Annotated in this window: 16 protein-coding genes and 1 other RNA gene; 6 read left to right on the top strand and 11 right to left on the bottom strand. The window is 72.2% G+C overall.

Annotation, left to right across the window (positions count from 1 at the left end; all coding sequences use genetic code 11):
• Positions 1-55 precede the first annotated feature (55 nt).
• Positions 56-1,744, top strand: a complete 1,689-nt coding sequence (gene mdlC, locus O7606_RS13570) for a benzoylformate decarboxylase (RefSeq protein WP_281594388.1) — start codon at positions 56-58, stop codon at positions 1,742-1,744.
• Positions 1,745-1,898: 154 nt separating this feature from the next.
• On the opposite strand, the gene O7606_RS13575 is transcribed toward mdlC, so the two are convergent.
• The 8 genes from O7606_RS13575 to pruA form a co-directional block, all read right to left on the bottom strand.
• The gene (locus O7606_RS13575; protein WP_281594389.1) at positions 1,899-2,879 is read right to left on the bottom strand and encodes a hypothetical protein; all 981 of its coding nucleotides are present in this window, start codon (positions 2,877-2,879) and stop codon (positions 1,899-1,901) included.
• Positions 2,880-3,032: 153 nt separating this feature from the next.
• Positions 3,033-3,408: a transfer-messenger RNA gene (gene ssrA / locus O7606_RS13580) on the bottom strand.
• 93 nt (positions 3,409-3,501) lie between these two features.
• Positions 3,502-3,981 carry an SsrA-binding protein SmpB gene (smpB, locus tag O7606_RS13585; RefSeq protein WP_281594390.1) on the bottom strand — a complete coding sequence of 160 codons (480 nt, stop codon included), beginning with the start codon at positions 3,979-3,981 and terminating at the stop codon, positions 3,502-3,504.
• 144 nt (positions 3,982-4,125) lie between these two features.
• On the bottom strand, positions 4,126-5,001 hold the full coding sequence (gene ftsX, locus O7606_RS13590) for a permease-like cell division protein FtsX (RefSeq protein WP_281594391.1): 876 nt from the start codon (positions 4,999-5,001) through the stop codon (positions 4,126-4,128).
• Between the two features lie 97 nt (positions 5,002-5,098).
• Positions 5,099-5,779 carry a cell division ATP-binding protein FtsE gene (gene ftsE / locus O7606_RS13595; protein WP_281594392.1) on the bottom strand — a complete coding sequence of 227 codons (681 nt, stop codon included), beginning with the start codon at positions 5,777-5,779 and terminating at the stop codon, positions 5,099-5,101.
• A gap of 119 nt (positions 5,780-5,898) precedes the next feature.
• Positions 5,899-7,020 carry a peptide chain release factor 2 gene (prfB, locus tag O7606_RS13600; protein WP_281594393.1) on the bottom strand — a complete coding sequence of 374 codons (1,122 nt, stop codon included), beginning with the start codon at positions 7,018-7,020 and terminating at the stop codon, positions 5,899-5,901.
• Between the two features lie 414 nt (positions 7,021-7,434).
• A complete protein-coding gene (locus O7606_RS13605; RefSeq protein ID WP_281594394.1) occupies positions 7,435-7,953 on the bottom strand; it encodes a PadR family transcriptional regulator in 519 nt (172 codons plus the stop codon).
• 318 nt (positions 7,954-8,271) lie between these two features.
• Entirely contained in the window at positions 8,272-9,900 is a 1,629-nt protein-coding gene (gene pruA, locus O7606_RS13610; RefSeq protein WP_281594395.1) for an L-glutamate gamma-semialdehyde dehydrogenase, read from the bottom strand.
• A 299-nt stretch (positions 9,901-10,199) separates the two neighbouring features.
• Here pruA and O7606_RS13615 point away from each other — a divergent pair, with 299 nt between their 5' ends.
• Complete coding sequence (locus tag O7606_RS13615) at positions 10,200-11,327, top strand: hypothetical protein (RefSeq protein WP_281594396.1); 1,128 nt, start codon at positions 10,200-10,202, stop codon at positions 11,325-11,327.
• A gap of 147 nt (positions 11,328-11,474) precedes the next feature.
• Here O7606_RS13615 and O7606_RS13620 read toward each other — a convergent pair whose 3' ends face one another.
• Complete coding sequence (locus O7606_RS13620; protein ID WP_281594397.1) at positions 11,475-11,984, bottom strand: hypothetical protein; 510 nt, start codon at positions 11,982-11,984, stop codon at positions 11,475-11,477.
• Positions 11,985-12,176: 192 nt separating this feature from the next.
• Between O7606_RS13620 and O7606_RS13625 the strand changes: the two genes are divergently transcribed.
• A complete protein-coding gene (locus O7606_RS13625; RefSeq protein ID WP_281594398.1) occupies positions 12,177-12,407 on the top strand; it encodes a helix-turn-helix domain-containing protein in 231 nt (76 codons plus the stop codon).
• 97 nt (positions 12,408-12,504) lie between these two features.
• Positions 12,505-13,104, top strand: a complete 600-nt coding sequence (locus O7606_RS13630; protein ID WP_281594399.1) for an Rv3235 family protein — start codon at positions 12,505-12,507, stop codon at positions 13,102-13,104.
• 203 nt (positions 13,105-13,307) lie between these two features.
• Here O7606_RS13630 and secA read toward each other — a convergent pair whose 3' ends face one another.
• Positions 13,308-16,238: a preprotein translocase subunit SecA gene (gene secA / locus O7606_RS13635; RefSeq protein ID WP_281594400.1), complete on the bottom strand. Its 2,931-nt coding sequence runs from the start codon at positions 16,236-16,238 to the stop codon at positions 13,308-13,310.
• A 168-nt stretch (positions 16,239-16,406) separates the two neighbouring features.
• On the opposite strand from secA, the gene O7606_RS13640 reads away from it, so the two are divergent.
• Complete coding sequence (locus O7606_RS13640) at positions 16,407-17,576, top strand: GNAT family N-acetyltransferase (protein ID WP_281594401.1); 1,170 nt, start codon at positions 16,407-16,409, stop codon at positions 17,574-17,576.
• A 20-nt stretch (positions 17,577-17,596) separates the two neighbouring features.
• Positions 17,597-18,787, top strand: coding sequence for a GNAT family N-acetyltransferase (locus tag O7606_RS13645; protein ID WP_281594402.1), 1,191 nt, complete (start codon positions 17,597-17,599; stop codon positions 18,785-18,787).
• A 393-nt stretch (positions 18,788-19,180) separates the two neighbouring features.
• On the opposite strand, the gene raiA is transcribed toward O7606_RS13645, so the two are convergent.
• Complete coding sequence (gene raiA, locus O7606_RS13650) at positions 19,181-19,810, bottom strand: ribosome-associated translation inhibitor RaiA (protein WP_281594403.1); 630 nt, start codon at positions 19,808-19,810, stop codon at positions 19,181-19,183.
• Between the last annotated feature and the right edge of the window lie 60 nt (positions 19,811-19,870).

Raw genomic sequence — 19,870 nt, forward strand, 5'->3', positions numbered from 1 at the left:
CGGGGCACCCGCCACGGGCGACGGGCCGACCGGACGAGGGCACGGAGGCCGACCGATGGCGACGGTCCGCGACACCACCTACGACCTGCTCCGTGCCCTGGGCATGACCACCGTCTTCGGCAACCCCGGCTCCACCGAGCAGCCCTTCCTCCAGGACTTCCCGGCGGACTTCCACTACGTGCACGCCCTCCAGGAGGCGTCCGCGGTGGCGATGGCCGACGGGTACGCCCAGGCCACCGGCCGCCCGGCGCACGTCAACCTGCACACCGCGCCCGGGACCGGCAACGGCATGGGCAACCTGGTCACCGCCTGGCACAACCGCACCCCGCTGGTCGTCACCGCCGGTCAGCAGACCCGCCGGATGCTGCTGCTGGAAGCCCGCCTGGCCAGCCCCCGGGCGGTGGAGCTGGTGCGGCCGTACGTCAAGTGGGGCCACGAGCCGGTCCGCGCGCAGGACGTCCCGGCGGCGCTGATGCGGGCGTACGCCACGGCGGTGCAGCCGCCGGCCGGGCCGGTCTTCCTCTCCCTGCCGCTGGACGACTGGCACCAGCCGGCCGACCCGCCGCCGCCGGTGCGGACGGTGGCCACCCGCGTCGCCCCCGATCCGGCCCGGCTACGGGAGTTCGCCACGATCCTCGCCGCCGGCACGTCACCGGCGCTGGTGTTCGGCCCGGCGGTGGACCGGTCGGACGGCTGGCCGGCGGCGGTCGCCCTGGCCGAACGGCTGGGCTGCCCGGTGTGGTCCGCCCCCGCTCCGGAGCGGATCGGCTTCCCCGAGGACCACCCGCAGTTCCAGGGGGTGCTGCCGTACGCCATCGGCCCGCTCGCCGAGAAGTTGCGCGGTCACGACGTGGTGCTGGTGGTGGGCGCGCCGGTGTTCCGCTACTACCCGTACGTGCCGGGCGAGTACCTGCCGCCGGGCACCCGGCTGCTGCACGTCACCGAGGACCCGGACGAGGCGGCCCGCGCGCCGGTCGGCGACAGTCTGCTCGGCGACGTCCGGCTCGCCGCCGAGGCGCTGGAGACCCAGCTCCGGCGCCTGCCGCCCGCCCAGCCCACGCGGCCGGATCAGGCCGCACCGTCGGATCAGGCCGCACCGCCGGGGCAGGGACTACCGCCGGAGCAGGCCGCGCCGCCGGAGCAGGGGTTTCGGTCGGGGCGACCGGAGCCGCCGCCGGAGGTCGGCAGGCCGTTGAGCCCGGACGCGTTCTTCGCCGCGATCGCCGCCCACTGGCCGCCCGACGGGGTGCTCGTGCAGGAGTCCCCGTCCAATCTGCCCGCCCTGCGCCGCCGGTTCCGGATCCGCCGCCCGGCCTCGTACTTCACCATGGCCAGCGGCGGGTTGGGTTTCGGGCTGCCCGCCGCGGTCGGCATCGCCCTCGCCGAGCGGCACACCGGGCGGGGCCGGCCGGTGGTCGCGGTGATCGGCGACGGGTCGTTCCACTACTCCGTCCAGGCCCTGTGGACGGCCGCGCAGTGGCGGCTGCCGCTGGTGGTGCTGGTGCCGGTGAACCAGCAGTACGCCATCCTCAAGGCGTTCGCCGAGCACAAGCGGACCCCGGGAGTGCCGGGGCTGGACCTGCCCGGGGTGGATCTCACCGCCATCGCCGTCGGCTACGGCTGTGCGGCGGTGGTGGCCGACACCCCGGACGAGATCGGCGCGGCGCTCGCCGCCGGTCTGGCCGCCGACCGTCCCACAGTCGTCCCGGTGCCGATCAGCACCGACGTCCCGCCCCTGCTCTGAGCCCAGCCCCGGGTCCGTCCCGCCCGACTTCATTTTCCTGAAACGGGGGTGTCCGGCTGACCGGACACCCCCGTTTCGTGGATCTGGAGTGGATCACGACGCGACGCGGCGTGGGCGTGGGGTGGCGTGGGCGTGGGCGTGGGGTGGGGGCGTGTCACTCGCCGAGCAACGACACCGGCGAGCCGGTCACCACGTCCAGGATGGCCCGGGCGCCCAGCGGCGCCTTGAGGGTCGCCTCCACCGGCTTGAGGACCAACTGATCGGTGCAGACGCCGGTGCTCCGGACCACCCCGCCGCCGATCACCACCACGTCGTCGAACTCGGCCACCAGCGGCTCGAAACCGCTGTCGCAGGCCCCGACACCGATCCGCCACTTCAGGTCGGCGCCGTCGATGGAGATCACGTTCTGCGCGGCGGCCAGCTCGGGAACGGGCGGGGCGCTCGGCCCGTCCCCGGCCGGCACGGCGTCGACGGCGCTCTCCGCCACCGCCAACCGGGCCACCGGGGCGGCCAGCTCGTCCACGGTGAACAGCCAGGCCGGCACGGTGGCCAGCCCGCGGCTGGTGCGGATCTCCGCGGCGCCGAGCTGCACGCCGGTGACGGTCAGCGGCACGCAGGCCACCGCGCCCGGCGTGCTGCTCACCGACCCGTCCGGGCCCGCGGTCGACCCGCCCGCCCCGGGGCTCGGTCCGTCCGCGCCCGGCTCGATGGTCGGGCCGGGCAGCTTCGGTCGGCCCGGGCACGGCGGCGGATCACCCAGGTCGATCTGACGGTACGCCTCGGCGGCGCTGACCAGCGGCACGGCGAGCGGACCGTCGGGGAACCGGATGGTCCCGTCCTTCGGCACGGCGGTCGGCAGGTCGGCCTGGTCCCGGTACCAGCCGGCCTGGAACGCCTGCTCGGTCTCCGGGGTGAACTTCGGATCACCGATGAGCATGGTGGCCGCCTGCAACGGGACGTACCCGGTCTTCCACACCTCGCCGGGCTGCCACGCCTCGACGACCCGGGCGGCCCGGTCGTGGAAGCTGTCCCAACGGTTCTCCGGGTCCACCGCCTGGGTGGTCCCGTCCTGGGCGCAGCCGGTCATGGCCAGCACGATCGGCAGGCCTAGCAGCAGGATCACTCGTCGACGCATGCCTCTTCGACGCAGGTCACCACCGTTCCGGTTCCGTCGGACCTCGCGCTGCTCGTTCGGCCTCCCACCACCACGCGCCAACGGCGGAGACGGACCCGGGGGACGGAGACGGCGAGACGCCCCGGTCCGTGGGGACCGGGGCGTCTCGTCTGTCGGTGGAGGTGCCGGGAATCGAACCCGGGTCCTTCGCCGCCTTGTCAGGGCTTCTCCGAGCGCAGCTCGCTGTGCCTCTACTCGGCCCCTCCGATCACGCGAGCGAGTCGGTGTGACGGGCCCAGTCGCTGATTGATCTCGCCGTACGGACCCCGCGACCGGGTCCGCTTGGCCAGCCTCCTAGCTGATGCCGGCTAACTGGGTCGAAGGCACTCCCAGGCCGACAGACTTGCTACCCGCCTCAGGCGGCGAGAGCGAAGTCAGCGCGATTCTGCTTGGCGCTTATTGTTTTCCGACGAACGATTCACGAGACGACGTCGGCTTCCTCGGCTCGCTTCCCCTGCCGCAACGTACGAAGTCGAAACCAGTCACCCCCTCGGTCGCTGCCCCTGTCGGCAGCACCACCAAGCCTAACGCCTTCCGCAACAGCTTTCATCCCGGACCCCCGGGGCCGGACAGACGGGACGAATCAGTCGTCCCGCCCCTTGCCTCGCCGACCCACCGCCCGGGCGATCTCCCGGTCCGCGTCCCGCTTGGCCAGATCCTGGCGCTTGTCGTACGCCTTCTTGCCCTTGGCCAGGCCGATCTCCACCTTGGCCCAGCCGTCGGAGAAGTACACCTGCAACGGCACCATGGTGAGCCCGCTCTCCCGGGTCTTGCCGATCAGCCGGTCGATCTCCAGCCGCTTGAGCAGCAGCTTCCTGGTGCGCCGGGGCTCGTGGTTGGTCCAGGTGCCCTGGACGTACTCCGGGATGTGCATCCCGTGCAGGTAGAGCTCGCCGTCGCGTTCCTGGGCGAACGCGTCGACCAGCGACGCCCGGCCGGCGCGCAACGACTTGACCTCGGTGCCGGTCAACGCCATGCCCGCCTCGTACGTGTCGAGGATGGCGTAGTCGTGCCGCGCCCGGCGGTTGGAGGCGACGACCTTGCGCCCCTTCTCCCGTGGCATCGACGCCACTCCCCTCTGCTCCCGACCGTCGACCGATCCGGCGGACAGCCCGCCATGCTACCCGAACGGAAAGGGCCCTCCGACACCATTTGTTCCCGGTGCCGGAGGGCCCTCACGTGCCGGAGGGGTGACCCGTACCCGTGACTAGACCCGCAGGTAGAAGCGGAGGGTGACCCAGGCGGTGATCGCGCTGACGAGCGCGCCGACGCCGGCCATCAGCGGGAACAGCACCAGGATGTCGCCCCAGGTGACCGGGGAGAGCAGGCCCTGGAGATCCTGCAACGACCCGTCGAAGAGGAACTGTTTCGCGCCGACCAGGGCCAGCAGGCCGAGGATCGAGCCGATCAGACCGGCGACCACCGCCTCCAGCACGAACGGCGCCTGGATGAACCAGTTGGACGCGCCGACCAGCTTCATGACCGCGACCTCACGCCGCTTGCTGTACGCGGCGACCTGGATCGTGTTCGCGACCAGCAGCAGGGCGGCGATCGCCATCACCGCGGCGGCGGCCAGCGCGATGTTCTGGATCGCGGTCAGGATGTTGAAGATCTTGTCGAGCAGGGCGCTCTGGTCGACGATCTCGTCGACACCCTCGGTGTCCTTGTACTGGTCGTAGATCGTCCGGTACTGCTCGGGGTCGTTCAGCGTGAGCCGGAACGACTCGGGCAGCACGTCGGCCTGGACCGCCTTCACCAGGTCCGGCGCGTCGGCGTACATCCGCTGGAAGCGCTCGTACGCCTCCTGCTTGTCGACGTAGACGACCTCCTTGACCAGCGGGTCGCCGTCCAGCTTGGCCTGGAGCGACTCCCGCTGCTCGGCGGGCACGTCGGTCTTGAGGAAGATCGAGACCTCGATGTTCTCGTAGTAGAGGTCCTTCATGTCGGCGACCTGGCGGTACATCAGACCGCTGGCGCCGAGCATGGTCAGTGAGACCGCCATCGTGATGATCATCGCGATGGTCATGGTCACGTTGCGCCACAGTCCGACCAGTACTTCGGACAGCACGTACTTCACGCGCATCGGGAATTCCTCCGGGTCTCCGGCAAGTGTTCGTCGTCAGATCGGGCGGTGGGCCCGGGCCGTCGGGGTGGGCGGCGCCTCCCCGGGTACGGCAGGCTCAGCCGTAGACGCCGCGGGCCTGGTCTCGCACGATGCGGCCACTCTCGATCTCGACGACGCGGCGGCGCATCTGGTTGACGATGTTGGAGTCGTGCGTGACCATCACGACGGTGGTGCCGGTGCGGTTGATCCGGTCCAGCAGGCGCATGATCTCGATGGAGGTGTCCGGGTCCAGGTTTCCGGTCGGCTCGTCCGCCAGCAGGATCAGCGGCCGGTTCACGAACGCCCGGGCCACGGCGACCCGCTGCTGCTCACCGCCGGAGAGCTCGTGCGGGTACCGGTGCTCCTTGCCGCCGAGACCGACCAGCTCCAGCACCTCGGGCACGACCCGGCGGGCCACCGCCTTGGTCTTGCCGATCACTTCCAGCGCGAACGCCACGTTCTCGTACGCGGTGCGGTTGGGCAGCAGCCGGAAGTCCTGGAACACGCAGCCGATGGAACGCCGGAAGTGCGGTCGCTTCCAGGACCGCATCGACGTGACGTCCTTGCTGTTCACGATGACCCGCCCCTTGCTCGGCGTGACCTCGTGCAGCAGAAGCTTGATGATGGTGGACTTGCCGGAGCCGGAAGGCCCGATGAAGAAGACGAACTCGCCCTTCTCGATCGAGACGGACACGTTGTCGAGCGACGGGCGGGACGCCTTCGGGTACGTCTTCGTCACTTGCTCAAGCTGAATCACGGGAGGGGAGTCTACGCCGTGTGACGGGCGGAGCATCCGCCCCGCCCCGCCTCACGCGCGGGTGTCGTCGATTTAACACCTTACGCGAAGATCGACAGACGCGCTCCGCCCAGATCCGGTCACGCAGCGTCAGCGGAGAGTTGCTGCTGCTTGCGCCAACGGATACCGGCTTCGATGAACGAGTCCAGTTCGCCGTCGAAAACGGCGCTCGGATTGCCCGTCTCCTGCTCGGTACGCAGATCCTTCACCATCTGATACGGGTGCAGGACGTACGAGCGCATCTGGTCGCCCCACGAGCCGGCCGCGTCGGTCTTCAGACCGGCCATCTTGGCCTGCTCCTCCTGCCGCTTGCGCTCCAGCAACCGGGCCTGGAGCACCCGCAGCGCGGAGGCCTTGTTCTGCAACTGGGACTTCTCGTTCTGACAGGTGACCACGATGCCGGTCGGGATGTGGGTGATCCGGACCGCCGAGTCGGTGGTGTTGACGCTCTGCCCACCCGGCCCGGAGGACCGGTAGACGTCGATGCGCATCTCGTTCTCGGGGATGTCGATGTGGTCGGTCTGCTCCACCACCGGCAGCACCTCGACCCCGGCGAAGCTGGTCTGCCGACGCCCCTGGTTGTCGAACGGGCTGATCCGCACCAGCCGGTGGGTGCCGGACTCCACGCTGAGCGTGCCGTAGGCGTACGGGACCTTCACCGTGAAGGTCGCCGACTTCAGGCCGGCCTCCTCCGCGTAGGAGGTCTCGTAGACCTCGGTCGGGTAGCCGCGCCGCTCCGCCCAGCGCAGGTACATCCGCAGCAGCATCTCGGCGAAGTCCGCCGCGTCCACCCCGCCGGCCCCGGCCCGGATCGCCACCAACGCCTCCCGGGAGTCGTACTCGCCGGAGAGCAGGGTGCGGACCTCCATCTCCTCGATGGCCTTGGCCAGCCCGGTGATCTCGGTCTCGACCTCGGCCAGCACCCCGGAGTCCGACTCGGCCTCGGCCAGCTCCAGCAGCACGTGGGCGTCGTCGAGCCGGGAGCGCAGGCTGCCCAGCTTGGTGATCTCGCCGTTGACGTACGACAGCTGGGAGGTCACCTGCTGGGCCTTGGCCTGGTCGTCCCAGAGGTCCGGCGCGGAAGCCTCCTGCTCGAGCCGGGCCTTGTCCTCCCGCAACCGGTCGAGGTCGAGAACGGCCTCGATGTTGCGCAGGGTCGCGTCGAGTTCCTTGAGCTGTTCGGCGTAATCAGCAGCGGTCACGACAGCCAAGCGTACCGGCGCACACCGGGAACGACCGTCCGAGGCCCGCGGTCGACGGTGAAAAGCCGCACCGTACGGCCCGGATCGGCGACAACGGCGGGTCCGCCGGCCGGGCCACCGGCGGTCGCGCCCCACCAGGCGGACGGTCGCGCACGCGGGCGGGCGGAGTGGCGTCACGCGGGCGGGCAGCGGGTCGCGCCACGCGGGCGGGCGGGGACTGCGCCGGGCGGGCGGGTCGGGGCGAGGTGGCGTCCCGTGGACGGGACCCGGCGGCCGGCGCGGGGGCGCGGGCCGGCGAAGGCGGCGAAAAAGCCGCGCGTACGGCCGGGAGAGCGGCCGTACGGTCCTCGTCGGTGAGCGCGGGCGCCGGGAAGGTCCGCCCGGAGTCGGGCGGGAGGGGTGGCGGATCGGCGCTCAGCCGGGGACCGGTGCGTTCTTCAGCCAGGTGAGGGCGGCCTTGTGGTACGCGACCGCGAACTCCAGGGCGCTCGCGTCGTACGCCGCGCCCTCCTTCTTCGCGTTCCTGACCTGCTCGCGCACGTTCGCCAGCGCCTCGGTGTGGTACTCGTTCGCGGAGGTGTAGAGGTTGCGCAGTTGGCTCGCCGAGTGCAGCTCACCGAAGGCGATCCGCAGCGCGACCGGGTTACGGATGGTGTCCCGGCCAGGCCCCTCGGCGAGCCAGCGGGAGAATGTCCGTTTTCCGGACGGGGTGATCGCGTACGGCTGACTGGAGCGAGGGCCGGGTTTGCCCATCCGCACCAGTCCGCGTTCGGCCAGCACCGGCAACTCTCGGTAGACCTGACTGCGGGTCATTGACCAGTACGGCGCCAGCCGGCGCTCGGCGGCGGCCATCAGTTGGCCGCCTGTCATGGGACCCTCGTGGAGCAACCCGAGGAGGGCTGCCGCTGTGGGGTTGATTCCGGAATCCGCCATGCCTATTACGCTGCCACTTTGCGGACCAGACGTCCAGGATTTGCCACAATCGCCACTCCCGGTGACGTCCTGAGTGCACTGTCGGCGCTCGACAGTCGGTTGAGGATGATCGATGAATTGTGGGCCCGTCCCCGACCGCCGCCAATGATCATCTCGTCACCGAAAGTATGGGAAGCGCTGAGAGCGGTGTCCGTTTCCAACGGGAATCCGACGCGGCGCGCCGTACCGCGCACATGCCGAAGGGCCTCCGCGCGCCGGAAGACCGGCGGGCGGAGGCCCGGGGACGGAGCGGATACGGCGCCGGTGGCGCCCCACCACTCAACCCATGTGCGGGTAGGTGTGGTCGGTAGGTGCGACGAAGGTCTCCTTGATCGTCCGCGGTGACATCCAGCGCACCAGGTTGTGCCAGGAGCCGGCCTTGTCGTTGGTGCCGCTGGCCCGCGCGCCACCGAACGGCTGCTGCCCGACCACCGCCCCGGTCGGCTTGTCGTTGACGTAGAAGTTGCCGGCCGCGTACCGCATCTTCTCCGCCACCGACTCCACCACCCGGCGGTCGGTGGCGAAGATCGACCCGGTCAGCGCGTACGGCGCGACCGACTCGGCCTGGGCCACCACGTCGTCGAAGCGGGCGTCGTCGAAGACGTGCACCCCGAGGATCGGCCCGAAGTACTCGGTGGTGAAGGTCTCGTGGGCGCCGTCGGCACACTCGAACAGCGTCGGCCTGACGAACCAGCCGACCGAGTCGTCGGCGGTGCCGCCGGCCAGCACCCGGCAGGCGTCGTCCGAGTTGACCAGCTCCAGCGCGGCGGCGTGCCGGTCGAACGCCTTCGCGTCGATCACCGCGCCGCCGAAGTTGGCGAAGTCCGTCACGTCGCCGTACGTCAGCGACTCGACGGTGGCGGCCAGCCGGTCCCGCAGCCCACCCGCCCAGAGCGACCGCGGCACGTACGCCCGGGACGCCGCCGAGCACTTCTGCCCCTGGTACTCGTACGCGCCCCGGACCAGCGCGGTGTGCAGCGCGTCCACGTCGGCGCTGGGATGCGCCACCACGAAGTCCTTGCCGCCGGTCTCGCCGACCAGCCGCGGGTAGCCCCGGTAGCGGGCGATGTTCTCCCCCACCGTCCGCCACAGGTGCTGGAACACCTTCGTCGAGCCGGTGAAGTGGATGCCGGCCAGGTCGGGGTCGGCCAGGACCACCTCGGAGACCTCCTCACCCCGCCCGGTCACCATGTTGATCACGCCCGGGGGCAGCCCGGCCGCCTCGAACAGCCGCATGGTGAAGTGCGCCGCGAGCTGCTGCGTCGGCGCGGGCTTCCAGACCACGGTGTTGCCCAGCAGGGCCGGCGCCGAGGGCAGGTTGCCGGCGATCGCGGTGAAGTTGAACGGGGTGATCGCGTAGACGAAGCCCTCCAGCGGCCGGTGGTCGAACCGGTTCCACACCCCCGGCGACGACATCGGCTGCTCCGCCAGCAGCTTCCGGGCGAAGTGCACGTTGAACCTGAGGAAGTCGATCAGCTCACAGGCCGAGTCGATCTCCGCCTGGACCGCCGTCTTGGACTGGCCGAGCATGGTGGCCGCGTTGAGCGTGTCCCGCCAGGGGCCGGCCAGCAGCTCCGCCGCGCGCAGGAAGACCGCCGCCCGCTCCTCGAACGGCAGCGCCCGCCACATCGGGGCGGCGTCCAGCGCGGCCTTCACCGCGGCCTGCGCGTCGGCCCGGTCGGCGTGCCCGGTCACCCCGAGCACGTGGGCGTGCCGGTGCGGCTGCACCACGTCGATCCGGTCGCCGCCGGCCATCCGCTGTTCGCCGGCGATCGTCATGGTCAGGTCGAGCCGCTCGGCAGCCAGCTCGGCGAGCCGCCGCTGGAGCCGCTCCCGGTCGGCGCTGCCCGGCTCGTAGGCACGGACCGGCTCGTTACGGGGGTCGGGTACGGAGAACACGGCGTCCATCACAGCTCCTGGCGATCTCGACGGCGGTGGCGAAACCGGCCCCGCGGCCACCGACTGCGACAGCCGGTCGCCGGGTCGTACGCCTCACCGGATCGCGGCGACGGGACCTGCGGCGATTCTTCCACGCCCGCCCCGCCCCCGCCCCACCCCAGGCGGGGCGGGGACAGCGGCGGCCGGCGTCGACCGTACGGGCGCGTACCCTGGTTGGCCGGTGACCTGCGCGCCCGGCCCGGTGTCCCCGGTACGGCCCGGTGTGCCGACGGCGTGGCCCGGCGCACGCCCGCCTCGAAGGGGAGACGATGACCCAGCAGCCCGGCAGTTCCACGGCCGCGCACCCGCCCCACCCGGTGGAACACGCCCTGGCCGACGGCGCACCGGCCGCCGCAGCTCCGGACGACCACGCTCCGGCCGACACCGTCGCGGGCGCCGGCACCGGGCGGGACGACGGCGCCGGGCGGGACGACGACGCCGGGCGGGACGACGACGCCGGGCGGGACGACGACGGCGCGTCGGCAGCGGAAGGCGCGCCGGGCGCGCCGGTGCTGGCGGTGCTCGCCCTCGGCTGGCTCGCCGCGATGCTCTGGTCCACCCGGGCCGCGATCACCTCCACCCAGGCCGGGGTGACGGCGGTCAGCCTCTCGGCGTACGCCCTCCCCGGGGTCATCTCGGCGGCGCTGGTCGCCGGGGCCGGCGCCGCGCTCGCGGTGACCAACCTGCTCGCCCGGCGGGGCGTCGACCGGGCCACCCTGCGGTTCGTCGTGGCCACCGGCGGCGGTCTGCTGGTCGGCCTGGTCAGCGCGGTCGCCATCAACCTGGTCTACAGCGACAACGCCACCACCAACGTGATCGCCGGCACCACTGCTGCCGCGGCGGTGGTCGGCGGGGCGGTGGCCGGGGCCCGCAACGCCCCGGCGGTCGGGGCCGTGGTCACCGCCACCCTCGCCATCGGGATCTTCGTGGTGGCGTTCAGCCAGCTCCGCGACCCGCTCTTCGTGCTGTACGGCGGGGAGGGCGGCCAGGAGGCGATGGTCGGCGCGGCGAAATGGGTGTCCCGCACCGAGTCGGTCGTCGCCGGGCTGCTCGCCGGGCTGCTCGCCTTCGGCTACCTGCGCCTGGCCCGCCGTCGGGCACTGCGCCGTGACCCGGACGCGCCGCCCGTACGCTGGCCGGCGTACCTGCTCGCCGGCGCCGGCCCCGGCCTGCTCCTGCTGCTCACCGAGGTGATCATCCGGATCGGCGGACGGTCGTTGCTCGACCTGGCCGGCGCGCTCAGCGAGGCGGACGCGGTGGCGCAGACCGCCCTCGGCACGTCCCGGATCGACAACGCCGTCTGGGTGCTCTTCGTGGGGGCGCTGACCACGCTGATCGCCTTCGGCCGCACCCTCGGGCCGGCGACCGACGACGAGGAGGAGACGCCGGCGGTCTGACCCGACGACCGAAGGCCGACTCCCGGTCCGGAGGCCCGCCGTCCGGACGCTCAGCTCGACGACAGGACGCCCGGCGTCCGCGCCCGGGTGGAACGCCCGCCGCCCGGCCCGCCGGGGTGGGCGGCCCGCCCGGGGCCCGGCGCAAGCTCAGGAGACCGTGCGGAGCAACAACTCCAGCTCGGTCACGTCGTACCACTCCAGCTCGTGGTCCTCCACGCCGTCGACGGTGAACCGGGCGTCCTCGTCTCCGGCCGACGCGGCGATTGCCACCGCGGCGGCGGCGGCCACGTCGTCGGTCGCCTCGTCCCCGTCGACGTGCACGGCGGCCACGGCCCGCAGCGGGACGGGTTGCGTCAGACGTACCGTGCTGGAGCCGAGCTCCCCGTCGCCGCGCCCCACCTCGTGGGCCGGCAGATCCACCGACACCACCACCCGGCGGCGCGGCGCGGACGGGTCGTCGTGCAGCAGACCCAGCGCGTCCTGGGCGGCCCGGGTGAACGCGACGTACTCCAGCTCCTCCTCGTCGCCCTCGGCGTACCACTCCCGCAGGCCGGGGGTCACCGCGTGGGCCGCCCCGGCGGGCAGGCCCTGCTCGGGCAGGCGGGCCAGCATCGGCACGGTGGCCGGCACGTACACCCGCACAAGATCGTCGCTCACCGTTGGTCTCCTGCGCTCGGAACTGCCCCGGGCGGGACGGACCGCCGTCGGGGGACGCCGGCCGTGCCGGACGCCGTGACCGTAGTACACCCGGCGGCGACGCCGGAGCAGCCACCCCGCCGGCCGCCTGCTGGTTGCCCGCCGCGACCGGTGGCAAACTGAGCCGAACGCCGTCAACCCGGGGGAACTGACATGGAGCCGAGGTTCCTACTGCTGTCCGACGTGGCGGCCGAGCTGAACGTCTCCGACTCGCAGGTCTACCACATGGTGCGCAGCGGTGAGCTGCCCGCCATCAAGATCGGTGGACGCGGCCAGTGGCGTGTCGAGCGCTCCCGGCTGGAGGAGTACATCGAGCGCAAGTACGCCGAGACCGCCGAATGGGTCCAGGCCAACCCGTTGGCCGAACGTGACGCCACGGAGTGACCGCCACGCAACAAATCGACGTTGACCTCATCCTTGTCGTGCCGGATTATGGAGGCTGTCGGACGCAAACGAAGGCAAACGAAGGGAACGGGCATCCATGCGCGACTCCCGGCGGCCCCCGCCACCACGCCCCCCGGTGCGGGTACGCCCCGCCCCGCAGGTCGACCCGCCCGTGGCCGACGACCCGCTCACCGGCCTGTGGCCCCGGGTGTCCGCCGTCCAACTCGCGCTCGACCTGACCACCGCGGCGGACCGTCCCCGGCCGGGTCGGCCGTCGCCGGCGCCGACCCGCCGAGCGGTCGCTCCCCGGTCGGCGCGCCCTCCCGCCCCGACCGTCGACGTGCCCGTCACCGCCACCTCCGAGGCGGCCCGGGCGGCGCACCGCTTCGTCGCCACCTGTCTGGAGATCCTCAACGGTCACCGGCCGCCGGCGCAGTTGCGCCCGCTGACCGACCCGACCCGCACCACCGCCGTGCTGGAACAGCTCGCCGCCGCCACCTCCCGGCTCGGGCCGCTGCGGCGACGCAGCACCCGTCCCGTGGTACGGCTGCTCCGGCTCCGGGTCTGCCAGCCGCAGCCCGCCGTGGTCGAGGCCGCCGCGGTGCTCGCCGCCCCGAACGGGCGGAGTTGGGCGATGGCGGTACGCCTGGAACGGCGCGCGCCAGGCTGGATCTGCCTCGTCCTCCAGATCCTCTGACCCGCCCGGGCGAGACTGGCTCAGACCCCGTTCGGCGAAATGGCGGTGACCGGGCGCGCGGAAGGCACCACTTCCACGAGACGGAGAGTCCCCACGCGGGACACACACACGCGGGACACACACACGCGGGGAACACGAACGCGCGGGGCGTCCACCGGTGGGTGGACGCCCCGCGCACGGGTCGTTCGGGTTACCCCGGCGGATCAGTTCCCGCCGTTGGGCGCGCCGTGGCAGCGCTTGTACTTACGGCCGGAGCCGCACGGGCACGGCGCGTTCCGGGACGGGCCGTTGTTGGCCTCGGCCTGACCGGCCGCCCGTCGGGCCGCGCTCGGCATCGGGGCCGGCCCCCGCAGGCCGGGCGCCGGACGGTTCGGGGCCGGACGCTGCGGACCCGGGTGCTGCGGCGCGCCGGCGGCCGGACCGCCGAGGCCAAGCGCCGGAGCGGACTGCCGGGGCGGCTCCTGCTGCGGCCGTTCCACCGCCACCGCGCCCTGACCGGCCTCACCGTCGATGGTCGGGGCGGAGTACTGGAGCCCCTGCGGCTGCGGGGCGCGGTTGAGGCCCTTGGCGCGGATCTCGACCGGCTTCTCCAGGAGCGCGACCTGCTCCGGCTCCGGCTCGGGCTCCTCGACCTGGACCTCCAGGTTGTAGAGGAAGCCGACCGTCTCCTCCTTGATGCCGTCCATCATGGTGGCGAACATGTCGAAGCCCTCACGCTGGTACTCCACCACCGGGTCACGCTGGGCGTACGCCCGCAGGCTGATGCCCTCCTGGAGGTAGTCCATCTCGTAGAGGTGCTCGCGCCACTTCCGGTCGATGACCTGGAGCAGGACCATGCGTTCGAGCTGACGTACCGCCTCGGTGCCGAGGGTCTCCTCCCGGCGGTCGTACGCGGCGTTCGCGTCCTCCTTGAGCCGGCTGACGAGGAAGTCCTGGTCGAGGCTGGCCCGGGAGCCGCCGGCCTCGTCCTCCAGATCCTCGATGGTGACCCCGACCGGGTAGAGCTGCTTGAGGTTCGTCCAGAGCTGTTCGAGATCCCAGTCCTCGGCGTAACCGTCGCTGGTGGCGCCCACCACGTACGCGCCCACCACGTCGTCGATCATGTTGCGGACCTGGTCGGAGAGGTCCTCGCCGTTGAGCACCCGCAGCCGCTCGGCGTAGACCACCTGACGCTGCTTGTCCATCACCTCGTCGTACTTGAGGACGTTCTTGCGGATCTCGGCGTTCTGGCCCTCGATCTGGGCCTGCGCGCTCTTGATCTGGCGGGTGACCATCTTCGACTCGATGGGCACGTCCTCGGGGATGTTGAAGCGCTCCATGACCGCCTCGACCGCGCCCGCCCGGAACCGCCGCATGAGCTCGTCCTGGAGGGAGAGGTAGAAGCGGGACTCGCCCGGGTCACCCTGCCGGCCCGACCGACCGCGGAGCTGGTTGTCGATCCGCCGCGACTCGTGCCGCTCGGTGCCCAGCACGTAGAGCCCACCGGCGGCGGCGACCTCCTCGGCCTCGGCGTCACAGGCCTGCTTCCACTGCGGCAGGACCTCCTCCAGCGCCTTGGCCCACTCCTCCGGCTGCTCGGCCGGGTCGAGACCGCGCTGGCGCAGCTCGTTGGCGGCGAGGAACTCGGGGTTGCCGCCGAGCAGGATGTCGGTGCCCCGACCGGCCATGTTGGTCGCGACGGTGACCGCGCCCTTACGGCCGGCCTGGGCCACGATCTCCGCTTCGCGGGCGTGGAACTTGGCGTTCAGCACCGCGTGCGGGATGCCGCGCCGACGCAGCAACTGGGAGAGGATCTCGGAATTCTCCACCGAGACCGTGCCGACCAGCACCGGCTGACCGGCCTGGTGCCGCTCGGCGATGTCCTCGATCACCGCGTTGAACTTGGCCTTCTCGGTCTTGTAGATCACGTCGGCCCGGTCCGCGCGGACCATCGGCCGGTGCGTCGGGATGCTGACCACGCCGACCTTGTAGACCTTGTTGAACTCGCCCGCCTCGGTCTGCGCCGTACCGGTCATGCCGGACAGCTTGGTGTAGAGGCGGAAGTAGTTCTGGAGGGTGATGGTGGCCAGGGTCTGGTTCTCCTGCTTGATCTCCACCCCCTCCTTGGCCTCGATCGCCTGGTGCATGCCCTCGTTGTAGCGGCGGCCGTGCAGGATGCGGCCGGTGAACTCGTCGACGATCAGGACCTCGCCGTCGCTGACGATGTAGTCCTTGTCGCGCTTGTAGAGCTCCTTGGCCTTGATCGCGTTGTTGAGGTAGCCGACCAGCGGAGTGTTCACCGACTCGTAGAGGTTGTCGATGCCCAGCCGGTCCTCGACCTTGGCCACGCCCCGCTCGGTGACCGCGATGGTGCGCTTGGAGTGGTCGACCTCGTAGTCGCCCTCGCCGTCCTTGCCGGCCTGGAGGCGGGCCACCACGGCGGCGAACTCGCCGTACCAGCGGGCGGAGTGCTCGGCCGGGCCGGAGATGATCAGCGGGGTCCGGGCCTCGTCGATGAGGATCGAGTCGACCTCGTCGACCACCGCGAAGTTGTGGCCCCGCTGCACCAGCTCGTCCTTCGACCAGGCCATGTTGTCGCGCAGGTAGTCGAAGCCGAACTCGTTGTTGGTGCCGTAGGTGATGTCGCACTCGTACGCGGCGCGGTGCTCGGTGGCGGGACGGTTCGGCAGGACCACGCCGACGGTCAGGCCGAGGAACTCGTGCACCCGGCCCATCCACTCGGCGTCCCGCTGGGCGAGGTAGTCGTTGACCGTGACCACGTGCACGCCGAGGCCGGAGAGGGCGTTGAGGTAGACCGGCATGACCGAGGTCAGCGTCTTGCCCTCACCGGTCTTCATCTCGGCGATGTTGCCGAAGTGCAGCGCCGCGCCGCCCATCACCTGGACGTCGTACGGCCGCTGGCCGAGCACCCGGGCGGCGGCCTCCCGGCACACCGCGAACGCCTCCGGCAGCAGGTCGTCGAGGGACTCACCGTCGGCGATCCGCTCCTTGAACTGGTCGGTCATGTCGCGCAGCTCGTCGTCGGTGAGGTTGACGTAGTCGTCCTCGATCGAGTTGACGGCGGCGGCGATGGCCTTCAGCCGGCGCAGCATGCGGCCCTCGCCAGCACGGAGGACCTTTTCCAGAATCGACACGGATCAACGCTCCCCTAGACAGTCTCGAACCATCGTAGGCGCTCCATCGGCCGGATGGTCACTGGTGGCGTACGTCAGCTTCACGGAACCCGACATAAGACGCGTGCCGCACGCAGGGGCCCGGATATGCGGTTACGCCTACGGCGAACGGTCGGGCACGATGACTCCGTGGAGCCTGTGGAGATCATCGAGGACGGCCTTCTGCTGCGTCCGTGGCGTGCCACGGACGCGGACGACGTGCATCGGGCCTGCCAGGACCCGGACATCCAGCGCTGGACCACCGTACCGCGCCCGTACCTGCCGGAGCACGCCCTCGGTTTCGTGACCGGGCTGGCCCCGACGGGCTGGGCCGGGGGTACCTCGGCGCCGTTCGCGGTCTGCGCCGCCGACACCGGCGCGCTGCTCGGCTCCTGCGGGCTGGTCGCCATCGACCACGGGCTGCGCTCCGCCGAGATCGGCTACTGGACCGCCTCGTGGGCCCGGGGCGGGAGCGTCGCCAGCCGGGCCACCCGGGCGGTGGCCCGCTGGGGGTTCGGGACGCTGGGCCTGCGCCGGATCATCTGGCAGGCCGAGCTGGGCAACCACGCCTCCCGGCTGGCCGCGCTGCGGGCCGGGTTCCGGGTCGAGGGGCAGCTCCGACTGGCCGACCCGCCCGCCGGGGGCCAGCGGGACGGCTGGATCGGCACCCTCCAGCCCGGCGAGGTGCCCGAGCCCGGCGCGGTCGGCCCCGCCGGTCCGGGCAGCCTGGCGGCCCGCCGCGCGGCCGTCTTCGGCCGCCCGCACCCCGAGCTGTTCGCCACCGTCGGCGGGGTCGAGCTGCGGCTGCGGGCGATGGACGAACGCGACCTGGCCGCACTCGTCGACACCTGCCGGGACCCGGAGACCGTACGCTGGACCAGCGTCCCGGACCCGTACCAGCACACCGACGCCGAGACCTACCTGGCGTACCACCGGGCCACCTGGGCCGGGGGGCGGGCCGCCTGCTTCGCCGTCGCCGACCCCGACGACGCGTACGTCGCCAGCATCGACCTGCGCATCTCCCCGGTGGATCCGGGGGTGGCCGACGTCGGTTTCCTGACCGCGCCGCACGCCCGCGGGCGGGGCTACCTGCCGGCGGCGCTGGCCGCGCTCACCACCTGGGGCTTCACCACCCTCGGGTTGGCGCGGATCGAGTGGCGGGCCAACGTCGGCAACACCGCCTCGCGGCGGGCCGCGGAGAAGGCCGGCTTCCGGATGGAGGGCACCGCCCGCGCCGCCATCACCTACCGCGACACCCGGGTGGACGGCTGGGTGGGCGCGGTGCTCGCCGAGGACCTGACCACCGGCCGACCGGCCTGAACACGACGGGGAGGAACGAGATGGAGCCGCAGGTGATCGAGGGGGACGGGGTGCGGCTGCGGCCGTACCGGGACGGTGACGCCGCCGACGTGGCCGCCGCCTGCGCCGACCCGCTCATCCAGCGTTTCCTCGACGGGCTGCCGTCGCCGTACACCGAGGCGCACGCCCGCTGGTGGCTCACCGAGGGCGACCCGGCGACCTGGGCGCGGGGCGGCGCCGCGTACGCCGTGGTCGACCCCGGGACGGACCGGCTCCTCGGCGCGGTGGGCCTGGACCGGGTGGTCGCCCCGCGCGACCAGGCCGAGATCGGCTACTGGGTGGCGCCGTGGGCCCGCCGTCGGGGCGTGGCCGCCGCCGCCACCCGGGCGCTGACCGCGTACGCCTTCGCCGCCGGCTTCGCCCGGCTGGAGTTGCTCACCCGCCCGGAGAACACGGCCAGCCAGCGGGTGGCGCTCGCCGCCGGCTACCGCCACGAAGGCGTACGCCGATCCGCCGGTCGGACCGCCACCGACCGGACCGCCACCGTCGGTCCCGCCACCGACGGTCCCGCCACCGACGGCTCGTCGTCCGACGGAGGTGGACGGCACGACCTGATCGCCTGGGTACGGCTGGCCGACGACCCGGCCGACCCGACGCCCCGGCTCCTGCCGGACCTGCCCGCCGGCGGCCTCACCGACGGAGTGGTGACCCTGCGTCCGACCGGCCCCGACGACGTGGACGTCATGTACCGACTGCACACACTGCCCGAGGTGGTCGCCAACCGGGTGCCGCCGGCGCCGCCGAGCCGGGCCGACATCGCCCGTCGCTGCCGCCTGGCGGAGAGCAACTGGCTGATCGGCGCCGGAGCCGACCTGCTGGTCGTCGACACGGCCACCGGCGAGGTGGGCGGCGGGCTGGCCCTGCGCTACGACGAGCCGGCCACCGGGCAGGCCATGCTCGGCGCGAGCATGCTGCCCGAGTGGCGGGGCCGTGGTCTGCTCACCCGGGGCGTGCGCCTGCTGGCCGACTGGGCGTTCGACGTGGCCGGCATCGCCCGCCTGTGGGCCGGCACCCGACCCGAGAACGTCTCCGCGCAGTGGGTGCTGGAGAAGGCCGGCTTCCGCCCCGAGGGGGTGCAGGTGGGTCGGCTGCCCGGCCCGGACGGCGTCCGGGTCGACTCCGCGGTCTACGGCCTCCTCCCCGAGATGATCTCCCGGCCTCCCGCTACCTGAGCTGTCGCCTCAGCCAGCCGGCCGCGCCGGGCGACCTGACTGGCACGGGTCGGTCGATTACCGGAAGTGGCCTGAGGCTCGGAGACCGGTGTGGGATCTCGACGCTTTGCTCTGCCGCCACAGACGCACCAGCGGCTTGACCTGCCGTTCGAGGCTGACAACGGTCGGCGTCGACCCCGGGAGAGCGGGCACGGGGTGCGACCGGCGCGTCGCCGGGCGCAGAGCAAAGCGACCGAAGGAGCGTCGGGTGCCGAACACCAAGGTCACGTTCGGTGAGACGGTGCCGCGAGGCGACCGGGTCACGGCGCCGAGGGTGGGAGCAAGAGCGAGAGTGAGCTGGGCGGGACGCCCCCGGGCGCGACGCGCTCGGAAGGCCCCGCCCAGCTCAGGGGCTCAGAGATCGAGGGAGATGACCCCGTAGTCGTAGGCGTGGCGTCGGTAGACGACGCACGGCCGGCCGGACTCCTTGTTCTGGAAGAGGTAGAAGTCGTGGCCGACCAGCTCCATCTCGAACAGGGCGTCGTCGATGGTCATCGGCTGCGCGGGGTGGACCTTCTCCCGCGCGATGTGCCAGGGCTGGTCGTCGTGCTCGTCGGCGCGCTCGGCCACCGCGGTCGCCGCGCCGGACGTCCCCTCGGTGGCGAAGGCCGGCTGGCCGAGATCGGCGACCGGCAGCCCGGCGGTGGCGGCGGCGACGGAGATGGGGGCGTGCCGTCCGCGGTGGACACGCCGGCGGTCGGCGGCCCGACGGAACCGGGTGTCCAGCTTGGCGATGGCGGCGTCGAGCGCGCTGTAGAAGTCGCTTGTGCAGGCCTCGGCCCTGATCACCGGCCCGCGCGAGACACAGGTGATCTCGACGCGCTGGCAGTGGTCCGCCTGGCGGGGGTTGCGCTCGTGAAACAGCTCGACGTCCACCCGGATGAGCTTGTGATCGTAGCGCTCGATCTTGGCGAGCTTCTCTGCTACGTGCACCCGGTAATGGTCCGGCACTTCGACGTTACGGCCCTTGACCACGATGTCCACGTGACCTCCCTCGATCGGATGGTCCTGAAAATCCTGACCCGGTCGACCCTGGGAGCACCC

This window comes from Micromonospora sp. WMMD882, from assembly GCF_027497255.1.
Taxonomy (GTDB): Bacteria; Actinomycetota; Actinomycetes; order Mycobacteriales; family Micromonosporaceae; genus Micromonospora.

Excerpts from the sequence above, each read along its gene's own strand:
- O7606_RS13575 (WP_281594389.1), bottom strand. The coding sequence starts at position 2,879 with ATGCGTCGACGAGTGATCCTGCTGCTAGGCCTGCCGATCGTGCTGGCC.
- pruA (WP_281594395.1), bottom strand. The coding sequence starts at position 9,900 with ATGGACGCCGTGTTCTCCGTACCCGACCCCCGTAACGAGCCGGTCCGT.
- O7606_RS13625 (WP_281594398.1), top strand. The coding sequence starts at position 12,177 with ATGGAGCCGAGGTTCCTACTGCTGTCCGACGTGGCGGCCGAGCTGAAC.
- O7606_RS13630 (WP_281594399.1), top strand. The coding sequence starts at position 12,505 with ATGCGCGACTCCCGGCGGCCCCCGCCACCACGCCCCCCGGTGCGGGTA.
- smpB (WP_281594390.1), bottom strand. The coding sequence starts at position 3,981 with ATGCCACGGGAGAAGGGGCGCAAGGTCGTCGCCTCCAACCGCCGGGCG.
- O7606_RS13615 (WP_281594396.1), top strand. The coding sequence starts at position 10,200 with ATGACCCAGCAGCCCGGCAGTTCCACGGCCGCGCACCCGCCCCACCCG.
- mdlC (WP_281594388.1), top strand. The coding sequence starts at position 56 with ATGGCGACGGTCCGCGACACCACCTACGACCTGCTCCGTGCCCTGGGC.
- ftsX (WP_281594391.1), bottom strand. The coding sequence starts at position 5,001 with ATGCGCGTGAAGTACGTGCTGTCCGAAGTACTGGTCGGACTGTGGCGC.
- O7606_RS13645 (WP_281594402.1), top strand. The coding sequence starts at position 17,597 with ATGGAGCCGCAGGTGATCGAGGGGGACGGGGTGCGGCTGCGGCCGTAC.
- O7606_RS13605 (WP_281594394.1), bottom strand. The coding sequence starts at position 7,953 with ATGGCGGATTCCGGAATCAACCCCACAGCGGCAGCCCTCCTCGGGTTG.